Here is a 20515-nt window from a genome sequence, read left to right on the forward strand (position 1 = left end):
CATACCCAATACAAAACCAACTTTCCATTAGACCCATTGCCAAGATCCGTTGTAATAGTTATTATATGCAGGCATTTATAGCATTTTCTATTTATCTGAAAATAAATTAGTTGCTAGTGATTTATCATAATTATCTACATCTTTAAAAGTAGAATACACTCCTTTTTTTGTATAAATAACTACAGTAAATTTCTGCAATGGCAAGTAGACTTCACAAAACAAAACAAAGAATCCCAGTTAAAATACTATAAAATAGCGTTTTAACTGTTTTTTTTTTTGGGCAAAACTATGACACAATGAGACACATATAGACACATTAATTATGAGTTTAAAAATTAAGACTACCATTTCTAATTCACTAAGCCTGTCTAAAATCATAGCAGATAGATCAAAATTACTATTCCAATTCTAGTCTGTTCTAGCAAAATCATCATCAACACTAGCAAATCTAATGATTTGCATTTTCTTATATAGCATTTTCAAATTTGACGTTTATAGATTTTCTAACAAAGTGTCAGTTATGAAATTGACATTATTACAATTCTAAATACTGACTAACATTTCTATTAAATTAAAAAGCATGAAAAAAAATCAAAAAAAAGATGTCCTTAGTAATTGCTTTAAATAAAAGAAAATTAATTAAATCTTGATTATAAGAATAAAAAACAGCTGCAAAAAGTATTACAGCTGTTTCATTAATATAAATTCTAAATTACTGTTTTAGATGCATACAAATTTGCTCAACATTCTCTTTATTTAAAAGTGCACCATGGGTGGTAGATATTGAATGTACTATTATTTCTTTATTCGTATATTCATTCCATCCATAGTCATCATTATCATTAAAGAATATTTCTCCATACTTTTCCACATATGCTGATTTAAACAAGATAATTTTTACATCCAGTTTTTCTTCTACTTTATTTAAATATGAATAATTTTCATTGTAAAAACTAACTTCCAGACGTCCTCTTAACTCCTGATCACTTATTTTAAATTCCGACTCTCTTAACAATTTACTCAAAGATTCGAGTTGTTCTTCTTTCGATTTATCTTCAAGAGCTAAAATTGAAAAATCAAAATCTTCCCCAAATATTGCTGTTTGTTCTTTTAAAAATTCTCTAAATGATTCATCTTCATTGATTTCGCTATTATCTTCATTTAAAATTCTTCCATCGAAAATTAATAATTCTTCTACATGAAATCCATTATTTCGCAATTGCAGTGCCATTTCATAAGCGACAGTCGCTCCAAATGAATATCCTCCGAGTCGATAAGGGCCATATGGATCCTTTTTTTGCATTTCTGTAATAAATCCGGAAGCCATTTCTTCAATAGATTCTGAAATTGGTGATTCTCCATATAATCCCGGACATTGAAATGCATAAACAGGCTGATCTTTTCCTAATAGTTTTGTCAGTTCAATAAAACAATTCACTGTTCCACTCCCCGGCGGCGTTAGAAATATAGCTTTTCGACTTCCTTTTTCCTGTAAAGGAACCATAACGCTATTTTTGAAATGATCCTCTGAATGGATGTTAGCAACAAACTCAGCAATAGTTGCATGCTCAAAAACGGTATTGATGCTGAAATCTGTAGAGAATACCTCATTAATAAGAGCTACTAATTTTATAACTAGTAAACTATGTCCCCCCAATTCAAAGAAGTTGTCCTGTATTCCTACCTTATCAATTCCTAAAGTCTCCTGCCAGATTACAGCTAGTTGTTCTTCCGTTTCATTACGGGGTGCTACGTATTCTTTACTTAATAATTCTGAACCAGCTGGATCTGGTAATAATTTCTTATCCAGCTTCCCATTACTGGTTAATGGCATTACATCTAACACGACCCAGATCATAGGAATCATATACTCAGGCAAATTTAGTCTTAACGCTTGCTGTAAAGACTCTTTGTCTAATGCATCTTCCAATACAACATAACCCACTAAATTCTTAGTGCCATTTGCATCAGCTTTAGCCAATACACAACACTGCGTTACTCCTGCTAAAGATGACAATACATTCTCAATTTCGCCTAATTCTATTCGATAGCCACGAATCTTAACCTGATCATCTTTTCTTCCGATAAACTCAATAGTACCATCTGGCAACCAGCGTGCCAAATCTCCTGTTTTATATATTCTTTCGCCTACTTTAAACGGATCATTTATAAATTTATCGCTGGTTAATTCTTCCTGGTTTAAATAACCTAATGCAACTCCACTTCCTCCAACGCATAACTCTCCAACAACTCCTATGGGTACTAAGTTTAATTCAGAATCCGTAACATATACGTGGCTGTTTTTTATCGGTTTTCCGATAGGAAGAGCCTTTACTCTTGCTCCCTCAATAGTATAAGTTGTTGAAAATGTAGTATTCTCTGTAGGGCCATACCCGTTTATAATCTGAAGAGACGGATATAGTTCTTTTAACTTATTGGTATAGGTAAATAAGACTACATCTCCTCCAACCAATAAAGAAATAAGAGGTGCAAAAACAGATGCATCTTCTTCAACTACCTGATGAAACCAGGAAGCGGTCATCCACATAGTAGTAACTTTATGTCTAATTATAAGGTCTTTTAAACTTTTGATCTCTAATAAAGAATTTGTATCTGCTAATACCAACTGACCTCCATTTAATAAAGTACCCCAAAATTCCAAAGTTGTCGCATCAAAAGCAACAGATCCAGTGGACAGCCAAACTGTATCTGAATTTAAAGCAGTATAATCACAACTTGTACAAAGACTAACAATATTACCGTGTGCAACCATCACTCCTTTTGGATTTCCTGTGGTTCCTGATGTATACATTATATAAGCTGTTGAAGCTGGTGCTATTTTACATGAAATAGCTGAAGATTCGTAAGTATAGGATTCTGTAACATCTAAAAGAAAAATAAATTCTGAAACGGATAGTTTAGACAGTAACGATTCTTCACTGTAAAGAAGAAAGCTCACGTTTGAATCTTCAATTATATAGGATAAGCGATTAGATGGCAATGAGGCATCTAATGGAACATAAGTACATTCTGACTTGAGAATACCAAGCATACTAATGATCATATCAAAACCCCTATCAAACAATATGGCTACTCGCGAATCTTTAACCACACCATTCGATTTCAAATAATGAACTAATTGATTGGAACGTTCCTCTAATTCTTTATAAGTCATCGTATTATTTCCACAAACTAATGCAACATTATCCGGAGTACGCTTCGTTTGTTCTTCTAATAGATCTACTATAGTTTTCTCTTTTGGATAAGCTGTATCAGTATCGTTGAAAATACTTAATAATTGGTATGATTCTTCTTTGGTGAGCATCGACAGATTACTTATTGGCTGGGTAATATTCTCTGTAATACTAATCAACAACTCCTGATAATGCGATAGCATTCGATCTATTGTCGATTGATCAAACAGAGTAGTGTTGTAATTTACTCCTAATGAGATACCCTCGCTGTTTTCGGATGCATTAAATATTAAATCAAATTGAGCTGTAGTAAGTTCAGAAGGGTAAGTTGATAACTTAACTCCCTGAATACCTAACTCTTCTTGTACAGCTTCTTCAGATTTTGATTCCATCTTTTTAAAATCAAACATCACTTGAAACAAAGGACTCATACTCTTATCACGGGTCGTAACCACACGATCTACAACTTTCTCAAAAGGGGCTAACTGATGATCATACCCTTCAAGAGTGGTCTGTTTTACTCTTGCCACTACATCCTTAAAACTCGGATTCCCACTTAAGTCACTGCGAAGCGCCAAGGTATTCACAAAAAAACCGATCATACCCTCTAAATCCGATTGCGTTCTATTGGCTATTGGTGTTCCTACACAAATGTCTTCCTGACCACTGTAACGAGACAACAAAGCTTTAAAAGCGGATAGTAAAAGCATAAACAGTGTTACGCCTTCTTCTTTACATAGTTGCTCTAATGAAGTCCTTATATCCTGATTTAGCATTAAGAAAGTAACTGCCCCTGCATTGCTCTGCATAGAAGGACGGGTATAATCTGTAGGCAATGACAAAGTGCTTACTCCTTTTAGTTTGGATTCCCAGTATGATAACTGATCCTCTAAAACAGTCCCCTCTAAATATTTGCGCTGCCAAATAGCATAATCGGCATATTGTAAACTAAGCTGAGGTAAAATTGCTTCACGACCAGATTCAAAGGAACTGTATAATTCCATAAAGTCATTGACCAGAATCCCCTCTGACCAACCATCACTGGCGATATGATGAAACACACATACCAGAACATACTTCTCATTGCCTAAGGTATACAAACATGCTCGCAGTTTATAGTCTTTAGATAAATCAAAAGGTTTATTGGCATAGTCTGCTATATGATTTTTTAATGATAGTTCATCCGATACAATCTCCACATCCAATGACCAGTGATCTGCACTTATAATTTCCTGATAACCGATACCTTCTTCTGATAAAATCATACTGCGTAAGATCTCATGGCGCGAAACAATCCCATGAAAGGTTTGTTTTAGTATCGATACATTTAGGGCTCCCTCTAAACCAAGAACGATAGGGATATGGTATTCGGTACTGCCGTGAAGCTGATCCAAAAACCATAGTCGTTCCTGACTAAAAGATAATGGAATACATTCTGGACGGTCTCCACCTGTAATACCGGGAAGTAAAACAACATCTGACTGAGATGACAAATGTATCCCTAGTTCTGAGATTGTGGCATATTCAAATATTTCACGAATAGAAACTTCTGTTATCAATTCCTTACGGATCATCGAAACTAAACGTGTGGCCAGTAAACTGTGACCACCCAGTTCGAAGAAGTTGTCATGAATTCCTACTTGCTCTATGCCTAACAGGTTTTGCCAGATTTCAGCTAACTGTAATTCTGTTTCATTGCGTGGAGCTACATATACTGTACTGGATAAATCTGAAACATCAGGATCCGGTAATGACTTTTTATCCAGCTTTCCATTACTGGTTAGCGGCATTTCTTCTAAAGCAACCCATAATTGGGGAACCATGTATTCTGGTAAACTTAACTTTAATTGTTTTTGTAATTTCTCTTTATCTAATGCCTCTTCCAATACCACATAACCTATCAAACGCTTAATGCCTGCTATATCTTCTTTGGCCAGAACACAACACTGACTTACGCCTGTTAAAGAGGACAGTACATTTTCAATCTCTCCAAGCTCGATGCGATAACCACGAATTTTAACCTGATCGTCTTTCCTGCCTATAAATTCTATATTACCATCTGGCAACCAACGTACCAAATCACCTGTCTTATAAATTCGATCGTCTTCTTTAAACGGATTCGCTATAAATTTTTCCTTTGTTAAATCTCCCTGATTTAAATAACCTCTGGTAACCCCTGCTCCACCAATACATAACTCTCCGATGACTCCTACAGGTAAAAGCTGATCGTGATTATCCAAAATATAAACTTGAGTATTATTAATAGGCTTACCAATAGGAATCTTAGTTATTGGAGTATTTAATACTTTATAATTAGTAGCAACTACAGTAGTTTCTGTTGGTCCGTAATTATTATAAATAGCAATATCACTTGATTTACTTAAGTGTAGTACATCTCCACCTGTTAAAACAATAATATTAGGTAAAGATATTTCTTTGTCTACAAAACTCTCACATACTAATGTAGGTATGTAAGTATGTGTAATAGCATGTTGGGTTAAAAAAGTAAAAAGCTTATCCAAATCGTAACGATATTTTTCTGAAATAGGATATAAACTGGCTCCAGAAAGCAAATATGGATATATTTCCCAAACACTAGCATCAAAACCAACCCCTGAGAATAGAGTACCTCTACTTTGAGCAGTTACAGAATATGCAGATTGATGCCAAAAACATAAATGAACCAAGTTTCTATGCTCAACCATAACTCCCTTAGGTTTACCCGTACTACCCGAAGTATAAATAACATATGCCAAGCCAGCAGGAGTTGTAATTATTTCAGGTAAATCAACAGAATACGAAGCAATAACTTCTTTGAAAGTATCTAATAACAAATTATCTACAACAATAGCGCAATTACTGTCATTCTTTATATACATTTTTCTTTCTTCAGGAAAATTAGGATCGATGGGAACATAAGCCGATCCCGTTTTCAATATCGCTAGAAGTGAAATAATTAACCAATCACTGCGATCTAAAACTACTCCAATTAAACTATCCTGACTAATGTTATTATTCGATAATAAATAGTGTGCCAACTGATTGGAGCGCTGATCTAATTCTTTGTAGGTTAGCTTTTCATCTTCATAAACAACTGCAACAGCATTAGGTGTTTGCTTAACCTGCTCTTCGAATAAATCAACAATTGTTTTATCTGATGGATAGGCAGCTTCAGTGTTATTGAAAACATTCAATAATTGATGCTCTTCTGCCTGGCTAAGCATCGACAGAGTACTGATTGGTTGTTTGATACTGCTTACAATACTTTGCAATAATTCCTGATAATGCAGCAGCATACTCTCGATTGTAGCCTTATCAAATAAAGCTGTGCAATAATTTACCGCTAATGAAATACCATTGTTATTTTCTGATGCACTAAATGTCAAATCAAACTTAGAACTAACCGTATCAAACTCATATTCAGAAATAATAATATTATTTAATTTGTTCTCTTTTTGGACTTGATTATCTCCCTCATTTTGTAATACAAACATCACCTGAAACAACGGACTCATACTCCTATCACGGCTTGTAACCACACGATCTACCACCTTCTCAAATGGGGTTAACTGATGGTCGTAACCTTCTAAAGTGGTTTGTTTTACTCTTGACAACACATCCTTAAAACTCGGATCGCCGCTCAAATCACTGCGAAGTGCCAAGGTGTTGACAAAAAAACCAATCATACCCTCTAATTCTGCTTGCGTTCGATTTGCAATTGGTGTTCCAACACAAATGTCTTCCTGACCACTGTAGCGCGACAACAAGATCTTAAAAGCGGATAATAAAAGCATAAACAAGGTTACTCCCTCTTCTTTACAGATCGTGTTTAATGATGCGCTCAGCTTCTGGTCTAAAGCTAAAGAGACAGCTGCTCCCGCATTGCTCGGAACCGAAGGACGGGGATAATCTATTGGTAAGGACAAAGTACTTACGCCACTTAGTTTGGATTCCCAATACGACAACTGATCCTCTAAAACTGCTCCTTCTAAATAGTTGCGCTGCCAAATCGCATAATCGGCATATTGTAAATGAAGTGTTGGTAGATTAGGTATGCTGTTGGATTGTAATGCACTATATAATTGTGTAAACTCATTCACCAAAATTCCCTCCGACCAGCCATCACTGGCGATATGATGAAACACGCATACCAACACATATTTCTGATTCCCTAAAGTGTATAAACACGCTCGCAGTTTATAATCTTTTGATAAATCAAAAGGTTGGTTGATATAGTGGGCGATCTGATTTTTTAATACTAATTCATCCGACACCACCTCCGTATTCAGTGACCAGCCTTCCGCACTGATGATTTGCTGATAAGCGATGCCTTCTTCTGATAAAAGCATACTGCGTAAGACCTCATGACGCGAAACAATACCATGCAGGGTTTGTTCCAACAGCGATATCTCTAAAGCGCCTTCTAAACTCAGAACTATCGGAATGTGGTATTCAGTACTGCCCTGAAGCTGATCCAAAAACCATAGTCGTTCCTGACTAAACGATAAGGGAATACGCTCCGGACGCTCTCCCCCTGTAATAACCGGAAGTAAAATACCTTCTGACTGAGATGATAAATGAGTTCCTAATTCTGAGATTGTAGTATGTTCAAATACTTCACGGATAGAAACTTCTCTTTTTAAATCCTTACGAATCATCGAAACTAAACGCGTAGCGAGTAAACTGTGACCTCCGAGTTCAAAGAAGTTGTCATAAATTCCTACTTGTTCTACCCCTAACAGGTTTTGCCAGATTTCAGCTAATTGGGTCTCTGTTTCGTTGCGGGGCGCTACATATTCTTTACTCGATAGTTCTGAACCATCCGGATCTGGTAATGCTTTTTTATCCAGTTTTCCGTTACCGGTTAATGGCATTGTATCTAATGCCACCCATAATTGAGGAACCATGTATTGTGGCAGACTTAATTTTAATTGGTTTTGTAATTGCTCTTTGTTCAATTTTCCTTCTAAAACTACATAACCAACCAAACGTTTATTGCCTGTTGTATCTTCTTTGGCCAGAACACAACATTGTGAAACTCCTTCTAAAGAAGATAAGATGTTTTCAATCTCACCTAATTCTATTCGATAGCCGCGAATTTTAACCTGATCGTCCTTTCTGCCAATAAACTCAATATTTCCATCGGGTAACCAACGTACTAAATCACCTGTCTTATAAATTCGTTCACCTTCCTTAAATGGATTACTTATGAATTTTTCAGATGTAAGCTCAGGCTGATTCAGATAACCACGACCTACTCCTACTCCGCTAACCCATAATTCTCCTATTATACCTATTGGGCACAAATTCTCAAAAATATCTACTACATATAGAGACATATTGGCTACTGGTTTCCCAACAGGAACAATAGTACTTTTTGGAGCTTCTTTCATGATATGAAGACTTACGTCATCCGATGCCTCTGCCGGACCATAAGCATTTACTACAGGAATAGAAGGGTACACAGAAAACCATAACTGTAATAGTGATGTAGTAGCTGCCTCTCCGGTAATTAAAAAATAATGTAAATCTTCCAATCCTTTTCTTGAACCTGTCTCTAATAAACTTAACAAGTAAGAAGGAACTAATTGAAGATGTGTAACTTGATATATTGCTAAAGCGTCTTGAAAATCAGATATATCCAAGATCATGCGTTCACTATAAATAGCTATGCGAGCTCCACAAAGTAAACCACTTAATAATTGCCATACCGAAATATCAAAGGTGAATGGTGCTGTAAAAGCTACAACACTATTATTGTCCATTTCTAACTCATCTACCATTACCAAAAGGTGATTTAATAAACCACAATGATCAATCATTGCTCCTTTAGGAACTCCAGTACTACCTGAAGTATAAATCACATAACTCAAAGATTTAGATGAATAAGATAAATCTAATGAATCAACTGAATAGTTATTATATACAGCAGTAGAACCTCCTAATACTATGGTAGTGACATCTAATGTTAAAGAGTTCAAAATATTCTTTGTAAAACTATCAGTAAGCAACAAACTACATCCTATATCTTTAACAATATAAGAGATACGGGTTGTTGGATAATCTGGCTTAATTGGAACATAAGCACCACCTGATTTTAAGATTCCAAGAATACCTATCAGCATCTCAAATCCTCGTTCCAGACAGATTCCTACCAGATCATCGGGTTTTACACCCTGCTCACGCAAATAATGCCCCAACTGATTAGAACGTTGGTCTAATTCTTTATAAGTTAGCTCTTCATCTCCATAAACAACTGCAACAGCATTGGGTGTTTGTTTAACCTGCTCTTCGAATAAATCTACTGCAGTCTTATCTAGAGGATATGCAACAGCCGTGTTATTGAAAACATTCAATAATTGATGTTCTTCTGCCTGGCTAAGCATCGACAGAGTACTGATTGGCTCAGTGATATTTTCAGTAATACTTTGTAATAATTCCTGATAATGCAGCAACATACGGTTGATTGTAGCATCATCAAATAAAGCTGTACCATAATTTAGGGCTAATGAAATACCAGTGCTGCTCTCGGATACACTGAAAGATAAATCAAACTGAGCTGTAGCAATATCAAAAGGATAACCTGAAAGCGCAACTCCTTGTATGCCTTTTTCCTGTTCTCCAATATCTCCTGATTTTGATTCCACATTATGAAAATCAAACATCACCTGAAACAACGGACTCATACTCCTATCACGGCTTGTAACCACACGATCTACCACCTTCTCAAATGGGGTTAACTGATGGTCGTAACCTTCTAAAGTGGTTTGTTTTACTCTTGACAACACATCCTTAAAACTCGGATCGCCGCTCAAATCACTGCGAAGCGCCAAGGTGTTGACAAAAAAGCCAATCATTCCTTCTAATTCCGCTTGGGTTCGATTTGCAATTGGTGTTCCAACACAAATATCTTCCTGACCGCTGTAACGCGACAACAAGATCTTAAAAGCGGATAATAAAAGCATAAACAAGGTTACTCCCTCCTCTTTACAGATCGTGTTTAATGATGCGCTCAGCTTCTGATCTAAGACTAAAGAGACAGCTGCTCCCGCATTGCTCGGAACCGAAGGACGGGGATAATCTATTGGTAAGGACAAAGTACTTACGCCACTTAGTTTGGATTCCCAATACGACAACTGATCCTCTAAAACTGCTCCTTCTAAATAGTTGCGCTGCCAAATCGCATAATCGGCATATTGTAAATGAAGTGTTGGTAGATTAGGTATGCTGTTGGATTGTAATGCACTATATAATTGTGTAAACTCATTCACCAAAATTCCCTCCGACCAGCCATCACTGGCGATATGATGAAACACGCATACCAACACATATTTCTGATTCCCTAAAGTGTATAAACACGCTCGCAGTTTATAATCTTTTGATAAATCAAAAGGTTGGTTGATATAGTGGGCGATCTGATTTTTTAATACTAATTCATCCGACACCACCTCCGTATTCAGTGACCAGCCTTCCGCACTGATGATTTGCTGATAAGCGATGCCTTCTTCTGATAAAAGCATACTGCGTAAGACCTCATGACGCGAAACAATACCATGCAGGGTTTGTTCCAACAGCGATATCTCTAAAGCGCCTTCTAAACTCAGAACTATCGGAATGTGGTATTCAGTACTGCCCTGAAGCTGATCCAAAAACCATAGTCGTTCCTGACTAAACGATAAGGGAATACGCTCCGGACGCTCTCCCCCTGTAATAACCGGAAGTAAAATACCTTCTGACTGAGATGATAAATGAGTTTCTAAGTCTGAAATCGTGGTATAGGCAAAAACATCCGCAATTTCAATCTCTTTAGAGAGTTCTTTACGGATCATCGAAACTAAACGCGTAGCGAGCAAACTGTGACCTCCAAGTTCAAAGAAATCATCATGAATTCCTACTCGTTCTACCCCTAACAGGTTTTGCCAGATCCCGGCTAGCTGTGTTTCTGTATCATTACGAGGAGCTACATATTCTTTACTCGATAGTCCTGAACCATCCGGATCTGGTAATGCTTTTTTATCCAGTTTTCCGTTACCGGTTAATGGCATTGTATCTAATGCCACCCATAATTGAGGAATCATGTATTCAGGCAAACTTAATTTTAATTGGTTTTGTAATTGCTCTTTGTCTAATGCTCCTTCTAAAACTACATAACCTACCAGACGTTTGTTGCCTGCTGTATCTTCTTTAGCCAGAACACAACATTGATTTACACCCGCTAAAGAAGACAAGGCGTTTTCAATCTCCCCTAATTCTATTCGATAACCGCGAATTTTAACCTGATCGTCTTTTCTGCCGATATATTCTATGTTACCATCCGGAAGCCAGCGTGCTAAATCCCCTGTCTTATACATTCGTTCGCCTTCTAAAAAGGGGCTGTCGATAAATTTCTCATTGGTTAGTTCTTCTCTATTTAAATATCCTCGCGCTACCTGAATACCTCCTACACACAATTCTCCTGTTACTCCTATTGGTAATAATCCTAAAGCCTCGTTTACTATATAGATATGGGTGTTTCCCACTGGACGGCCTATATGGATGCGATCTAAGGATTCATAGTGAGTAACCTCTAATACACTACAGCCAATAGTGGATTCAGTAGGTCCATATTCGTTAAACAGTTTAACCGATGGATCTAATTCTCCTAAATGAGACAGATCGGAATGGGTTAATTGTTCGCCACCGATGATGAATCTTTTTAATGGAGAATGACCTAAGTCTCTGAAAAAGGACAAATGTGACGGGGTTAATTTTATAGAGGTAATAGCATCATTTGAAACAATGGCCTTCAATACGGAGCTAACATCATTATCTTTGTAGATGTGCAGTTGTCCTCCTGTTAAAAGTGTCAAATAGATACTGGTCTGGGTTAAATCAAAGGATAAGGAGCTAAATAGGGGGAAACTCTGAGCGTTATCCCCGTCTCCATAACGTGAGATACTGTACGATAAGTAGTTCACCAAACTGTTATGCTCGATCATTACTCCTTTTGGATTTCCTGTACTTCCTGAGGTATAAATGACATAAACCAAATCTGATAATTGGATGGTGTTGGTTTTTAAAGCCGGGAATGATGAAGCCTGGCTTAATACGCTATCAAATTCTACGTCGATAGAAAAAATAGGAACTGCATATTCTATTACATCAAATAAGCTTTCCGATTCTATAATCAGTAATTTTACATTAGCATCTTTGACTAGAAAAGATTTGCGATTCTCTGGATATTCTTTATCGATCGGAAGGTAACAAGCACCCGCTTTTAGTGTTCCAATTATTGAAATAATAGACCAGATACTGCGATCTAACATGAGACCTACAATATCATTGGAGGTGACATGGTAGTGATTTCGTAAGTATAGCGCCAGGTCATTGGATTTTGCATCTAATTCCTGATAGCTTAATGTTTCGTCTCCACAAACAACTGCAATAGCAGCCGGGGTTTTCTTTACCTGCTCTGCAAATAAATCAACTATTGTTTTATCTAATGGATATGCTGCAGTTGTGTGATTGAATACATTGAGTAGTTGATGCTCTTCTGCCGGGGTAAGCAGAGACAGGTTTTTTACAGGCTCTGTAATATTCTTTGCAATATTTTGTAACAGTTCCTGATAATGCAATAGCATTCGCTCTATTGTTGTTTTTTCAAATAAAGCGGTGCTGTATACCATGTTCAATGAGATACCTCCCTGGTTTTCTGATATATTGAACAATAAGTCAAACTGAGAATTTACCACTTGGGTATCATAAGAGGATAAGCTGAGACCTTTTAGAGCAACAGGGTTGCTTTCCTGATTATTCTGTAAAGAAAACAATACCTGAAACAATGGACTCATGTTTCTATCACGGGTTGTAATTACCCGATCTACTACTTTCTCAAATGGGGCTAACTGATGGTCGTAGCTCTCTAAAGTGGTCTGTTTTACTCTTGACAATAGGTCCTTAAAACTCGGATTGCCGCTTAAATCACTGCGAAGGGCCAGAGTGTTGACAAAAAAGCCGATCATGCCCTCTAAATCCGATTGAGTTCTATTGGCGATTGACGTTCCTACGCAAATGTCTTCCTGACCGCTGTAACGCGATAATAAAACTTTAAAAGCCGATAATAATAGCATAAACATCGTTACGCCTTCTTCTTTACAGATCGTGTTTAATGATGCACTCAGCTTTTGGTCTATCTCTAAAGAAACAGCTGCTCCTGCATTGCTTGGAACCAAAGCACGGGCATAATCTGTTGGTAAGGATAAAGTGCTTACTCCTTTTAGTTTGGATTCCCAGTACGATAACTGATTCTCCAGAACTGCTCCTTCTAAATGTTTACGCTGCCAAATGGCATAATCGGCATATTGTAAATAAAGTGTTGGTAGATTAGGGGTGCTGTTGGATTCAAGGGAACTGTATAGTTCCATAAATTCATGAACCAAGATTTCCCCCGACCAGGCATCACTGGCGATATGATGGAAAACACAGGCCAAAACATATTTCTGATTCTCTAAGGTGTATAAACACGCGCGCAGTTTATAGTCTTTAGATAAATCAAAAGGTTTATGGGCATAGTGGGCGATATGATTTTTTAATACTAATTCATCCGATACCGTATCCGTATCCAGTGACCAGCCTTCTGCACTGATGATTTGCTGATAACCGATACCTTCTTCTGATAAAAGCATGCTGCGTAAGACTTCATGGCGCGAAACAATACCATGCAGAGTTTGCTCCAGCAGCGATATATCCAAGGCCCCTTCTAAACTCAAAACTATAGGGATATGGTATTCGGTACTGCCTTGAAGTTGATCCAAAAACCATAATCGTTCCTGACTAAACGATAAAGGAATACGAGCCGGACGTTCTTCTGCAACAATACCTGGTAATAAAACCACTTCAGACTGTGCCGCTATATGGGTTCCTAAGTCTGAGATTGTGGCATGTTCAAATACTTCGCGGATGGATACTTCTATCATCAAAGCCTTACGGATCATTGAAACTAAACGTGTAGCCAGTAAACTGTGACCTCCGAGCTCGAAAAAGTTATCATAAATTCCTATTTGTTCTACACCTAACAGGTTTTGCCAGATTGCTGCCAACTGCTCTTCTGTCTCATTACGCGGAGCGACGTATTCGGTACTCGATAAGTCTGAACCATCCGGATCCGGCAATGCTTTTTTATCCAGCTTTCCGTTACTGGTGAGCGGCATTTTTTCTAAAGTCACCCACAATTGAGGAACCATGTATTCCGGTAAGCTCAACTTTAATTGGTTTTGTAGTCGCTCTTTGTCTAATGCTCCTTCTAAAACTACATAACCTACCAGACGTTTGTTGCCTGCTGTATCTTCTTTGGCCAAAACACAACATTGGTTTACGCCCGCTAAAGAAGACAAGGCGTTTTCGATCTCGCCTAATTCTATTCGATAGCCGCGGATTTTAACCTGATCGTCTTTTCTGCCGATGTATTCTATGTTTCCATCCGGAAGCCAACGCGCTAAATCACCTGTCTTATAAATTCGCTCTCCCTCTTTGAATGGATTTGCTATAAATTTTTCCTTTGTTAATTCTTCCTTGTTCAAATATCCTCTGGCTACCTGAGCTCCTCCAATACACAATTCACCAATTACGCCTATTGGTACTAAAATATTTGAAGCATCAAGAATATAGATCTTCGTATTATCCAGAGGCTTCCCAATATTAGTATTCAAATCTCCTTCCTTAAAGTTGTGCATTGTAGCACATACAGTACACTCTGTAGGTCCGTATCCATTAACCAGTGTTCCTGTCTCACTCCATTCATTTAGCGTATTGTAAGAAGAAACACCACCTCCAATATGAACGCTTTTCAAAGCTGGTAATTCTTCCCATGCTAATTGTCCAAATAAATCTGAAGGTATAGTCAGATGGTTTATTTCATTTATTTTAATATAATCGACAAGTGTGCCCTCTTTTTTAATTTCATCATCAATTATATGCAACACGCTCCCTGAAATTAGCGATGGGTAGATTTCAGAAACTGACGCATCAAATGATAAAGAAATTAGTTGGGAAAATACCGTAAACTTATTAGTTTGAAAAGTATTAATTATATTAAAGCATAAGTTTATAACCGAGCGATGCTCTACCATTACTCCTTTAGGCTTTCCTGTTGTCCCTGATGTGTAAATAACATAAGCTAAATCATCTGCTTTTATAACAATTTCAGGTAAATGATTCGGATAATTAGACCTTTCTTTTTTAAACAAATCCAGGAATAACTCATCTATGATAATACAACAGTTACTATCTTTTTCAATATATTCTTTTCTTTCTGCCGGATAATTAGCATCTATTGGTACATAAGCCGATCCCGTTTTTAATATTGCTAAAAACGATATAATTGACCAGTCACTACGCTCTAAAGTTACTCCAATAAAATTATCCTCATTGCTTTTAATATGTCCTAAAAAGTAATGTGCTAATTGATTTGAAATTTCACTTAACTCCTTATAGTTTATTTTTTTATCTTTATAAACTATAGCTATGGCATCTGGAGTCTGCTCAACTTGTTTTTCGAACAAATTTACTAGCGATTTGTCTAAAGGATATGCTACTTGTGTAGTATTAAAAATATCTAATACTTGATATTTTTCTTCTTTGCTTAATATACTTAGAGTTTCAACAGCTACTTTTTCATTTGTAGCTGCTTCCATAAGCTGATTCAATGCTTCTTCCATATAAGCAAGTATGCGATCAGCACTTATACTTTCATCGACTAATACTTTTAATCCAAAATCAACACCAAAATCATCTACACTTAAATTAAATGGATAATTTGTTTTTTCATGGCTTCCAATAACCGTAATACCTAAATCTATGTCTCCAGTATTATTTTCTTCTGATAAAGATGATGAAGAATGACGGTAATTTAACAGAGCACTAAATAAAGCTGTCTCGTTTGAGATACTACTCCAATGATGGATTTCGGATAAAGGAGTTTGCTCATAGGATAACAATTCTTCCAATTTTATCTTTACTTCCTCTAAATATTCTTTAACAGTCCCTTTTATTTTCAAAATAACCGGAAGGGTGTTGATAAACAAACCTAAAGAATCCGCGGCCCCCAAAGAGCCTTGCAAACGCCCCGAAAATAAAGAACCAAAGACAGCATATTCTCTATTACTGCATTTAGCTGTAACTAAACCAAAAGCGGCATGAAATAATATTGCAGGACTAATACCAAGTTTAAAACAGGTATTACGCAATGATATACTGACATCACGAGAAAGGAAACTAATGGACTGCTCCAGACTACCATCGCCTAAAACATTGGATAAATTAAATGGATACGTTGGTTCTTCTATTCCTTCAAATAAAGATTTAAAATAGGATTCACCATCATTGATTGCTTGTGCATATAATGTGTGGCCAATAAAATCACGGTATAAAACCGGAGTTGGAAGATTTGTTCCTTCTCCTGACAGATACAACATTATTTCCTGAGTAATAACCTCTAAACCAACATGATCCATTATCAAATGATGTTGATACACTATTAAATAGTAACATTCATTAATTGGATCATCAGCCGATTTCAATTCTAATAATGGAGCTTTTGAGATGTCCATCCAGTGACTACCAGAAGTGATAAGTAGTTCCAATTGTGGTAAAATAGCTTTGGACTTATCTAAATCTAAATCATCTACTACTAATTTTGCTTCTCGCAATACTACCTGAACAGCATTTGGCAGGTCATCACTCAAAAAGCAAGTACGTAAAACATCATGACGGTTCACTACAAATTGCAATGCCTTGATAAAAGCCGCTCTCTTTGCCGAATCAGAAAAGGAAAGCAAACTTGGAACAATGTAGAGGTCTCCCTGATTAGGATCGCTCATCAAATTATGAAAATGAATTCCTGCCTGTAAGGGAGATAATGGATAGATGTCTTCAATATTTGAAACACCACCTGGAACCATTGTTACTAATTTATCTAAATCATCCTGACTAAAATCACTTAATAAGGGTACCATTGATGGAATAATACGGTCACTTGTAATTTTAATTCCATTAGGAGGAACACTATAAACTAAAGATATAGAAGATAACTTATCGCTGATGGACGCTATCGTAGGACCAGCAAAAATATCTTTTACTTTTATATGAAAATCCAACGCTTGCAAGCGGGATATTAACTGAACAGCTAATAAACTATGCCCTCCAAGCTCAAAGAAATTATCATGAATCCCTATGTTTTCTATACCCAATAATCCCTGCCAAATCGTTACTAATTGATTCTCTGTTTCGTTTCGAGGAGCAATATATTTACTGGTTGACAACTCTGAGTTTTCCGGGTCTGGCAATGCTTTTTTATCCAGCTTACCATTAGTGGTTAATGGCATTACTTCTAAGGTCACCCACAATTGTGGAACCATATACTCAGGTAAACTTAGCTTTAATTGGTTTTGTACTATTTCTTTATCAAAATCACCCTCAGGTACCACATAACCAACTAAACGTTTGGAGTTATTTGGATCTTCTTTGGCTAAAACGCAACACTGGGCAACTCCTGATAATGATGATAATACATTTTCAATCTCTCCTAATTCAATACGATAGCCCCGAATTTTAACCTGATCATCTTTTCTGCCTATAAATTCAAGGTTGCCATCTGGTAACCAGCGTGCCAAATCTCCTGTTTTATAAATTCGCTCTCCTTCAATAAAAGGATTGTTTATAAATTTTTCTTTGGTTAATTGTTCCAGATTTAAATAACCTCGTGCTACTCCTGCTCCTCCCACACATAATTCACCTACTACTCCAACAGGTAAAAGGTTGTGTTCCTCATTCATCACATACACCTGAGTATTATCAATAGGTTTCCCAATGGATACCCTATTTTTTATACCTCCCCGGAAAGTTGTAGAACAAATACTTGCTTCTGTAGGTCCGTAAGCGTTAATGTAGTTGTAATGCTCAGAAAATCTCTTCGCTACTTCTAAAGGTATTGACTCTCCTGCAGTAACCAGAGTTTTAATACTTTTTATATCGTCAACAGCTAATAATTGTAAAAAAGCCGGTGGCAAGGTTGCAAAAGTAATAGCATTATTTGCTATAAAGTTTCTAAAAAAGGTAACATCTGATTTTGCTTCTTCTTTTATAATGCTTAAGCGACTGCCACTCAAAAGAGAAATACCTATCTCCCAAATAGAAGCATCAAACGAAATACTTGCAAATTGCAGACAGCTATCCTTATTGGTAATTGAAAAAGCAGAAATCTGAGATAGTATTGTATTGACAATATTTCGATGTTCAATCATTACCCCTTTTGGTTTACCCGTACTACCCGAAGTGTAAATAATGTATGCCAAATTATCAGGGCTGGTATTTATTTCAGGTAAGTCATCAGAGTAATCGGAGCAATTCTTTTTGAATGTTTCCAGTACTAAATCATCTATAACAATAGAACAGTTACTGTCTTTCTTTATGTATTCTTTTCTTTCCTCAGGATGATTCGGATCTATCGGAACATAAGTTGCGCCAATTTTTAATATTGCTAAAAATGAAACAATTAACCAATCACTACGGTCTAAAACAACTCCAATTTGACTACCCTTATTTGCGTCATTACTAGATAATAAATAATGAGCCAACTGATTGGAGCGTTTATCCAATTCTTTATAACTTATTCTCTCCTCTTCATAAACTACTGCAATATCATCTTGAGATTTTTTAACTTGTTCAGCAAATAAATCTGTTAGTGTTTTATCTTTGGGGTATGTGGCATTTGTATTATTAAATTCATATAATAATTGATTCTCCTCCTTGGTTGTAAGCATAGAGAGACTGCTTATTGGTTGCGCGATATTATCTGCAATATTTACCAATAATTCCTGATAATGCAGTAGCATTCGATTTATTGTAGACTTCTCAAATAAAGCCGTACAATATACCATATCGAATGAAACACAATTATCACTTTCAGAAGCATTTAATGCTAAATCAAATTTAGAAGTAATTGTATCAAACTCATATCTTGATAACGTAACTCTTTCTAAAGCTTCTCCATCTTCTTCAGATGCATTAGATGCGTTCTGTAATGCAAATAATACCTGAAACAATGGTGTCATACTCATATCCCGAGTCGTAATCACCCGATCGACTACTTTTTCAAATGGTGTGAGTTGATGATCGTATCCTTCCAAAGTTGTCTGCCTCACTTTTACCAATACCTCCCTGAAACTTGGGTCACCACTTAAATCACTACGAAGGGCTAAGGTATTAACAAAAAAGCCGATCATACCTTCTAACTCTGACTGAGTTCGATTGGCTATTGGCGTTCCTACACAAATATCTTTTTGACCACTATATCGAGATAACAATACTTTAAAAGCTGTTAACAAGAACATAAACAAGGTAACCCCTTCTTTTTGACAGATCAAATTTAATGAATCACTCAACTCTTTAGTTAATTCTAAAGAAACACTGGCTCCTGCATTACTCTGTATCGAAGGACGAACATAATCTGTTGGCAAGGATAATGTACTTACATCGCTAAGTTTTCTTTCCCAATACGATAACTGATCCTCTAAAACAGCACCTTCTAAATATTTGCGCTGCCAAATAGCATAATCGGCATATTGCAAACTAAGCTCTGGTAAAATTGCCGGGCGACCCGAGTGCAAAGCATTGTATAATTCTATAAATTCATTTGTCAAAATTCCCTGTGACCAGCCATCACTTGCAATATGATGAAAAACAATTGCTAAAACATATTGCTTGTTTCCCAGATCATACAAACATGATCTTAATTTGTAATCTTTAGATAAATCAAAAGGTTTATTCAGATAATCCTGCAGACTGCTTTCAAGCATTGATGCATCCTTCATTTCCAACTGATCAAGCGACCAGCCCTCTGTGCTGATAATTTCCTGATAACCGATTCCGTTTTCTGATAAAAGCATGCTGCGTAAGACTTCATGACGCGAAACAATCTCATGCAGGGTTTGTTTCAATATCGATAGATCTAATGCTCCCTCTAAACAAAGAACTGTAGGAATATGATATTCGATACTGCCTTGCAACTGATCCAAAAACCATAAACGTTCCTGGCTAAACGATAAAGGAATCTGCTTGATGGAATCTCGATCGTAAGGAGTAACTTTAGGTAACGTTTTTTTTCTGCTTTTTATTTGACCTTCCTCAATATATTTAACTATTTGAACTTTATTATCTTTTATTTTTTGTAATAAATCGGTATCAATAGAAGCCACTGATTTTACTGTTAAGTTTCCCTTGTTTACTTCTATTCTTACTTTTTTGTTATGAGCTTCTTTTAAAATACTTAAAATTTCTATATTCAT

Annotated in this window: 1 protein-coding gene; it reads right to left on the reverse strand. The window is 36.4% G+C overall.

Annotated elements, in window-relative coordinates; all coding sequences use genetic code 11:
• Positions 1-712: 712 nt before the first annotated feature.
• Positions 713-20515 carry a non-ribosomal peptide synthase/polyketide synthase gene (locus tag ACAM30_RS20210; RefSeq protein ID WP_369616313.1) on the reverse strand — a complete coding sequence of 6601 codons (19803 nt, stop codon included), beginning with the start codon at positions 20513-20515 and terminating at the stop codon, positions 713-715.

This window comes from Flavobacterium sp. CFS9, from assembly GCF_041154745.1.
GTDB lineage: Bacteria > Bacteroidota > Bacteroidia > Flavobacteriales > Flavobacteriaceae > Flavobacterium.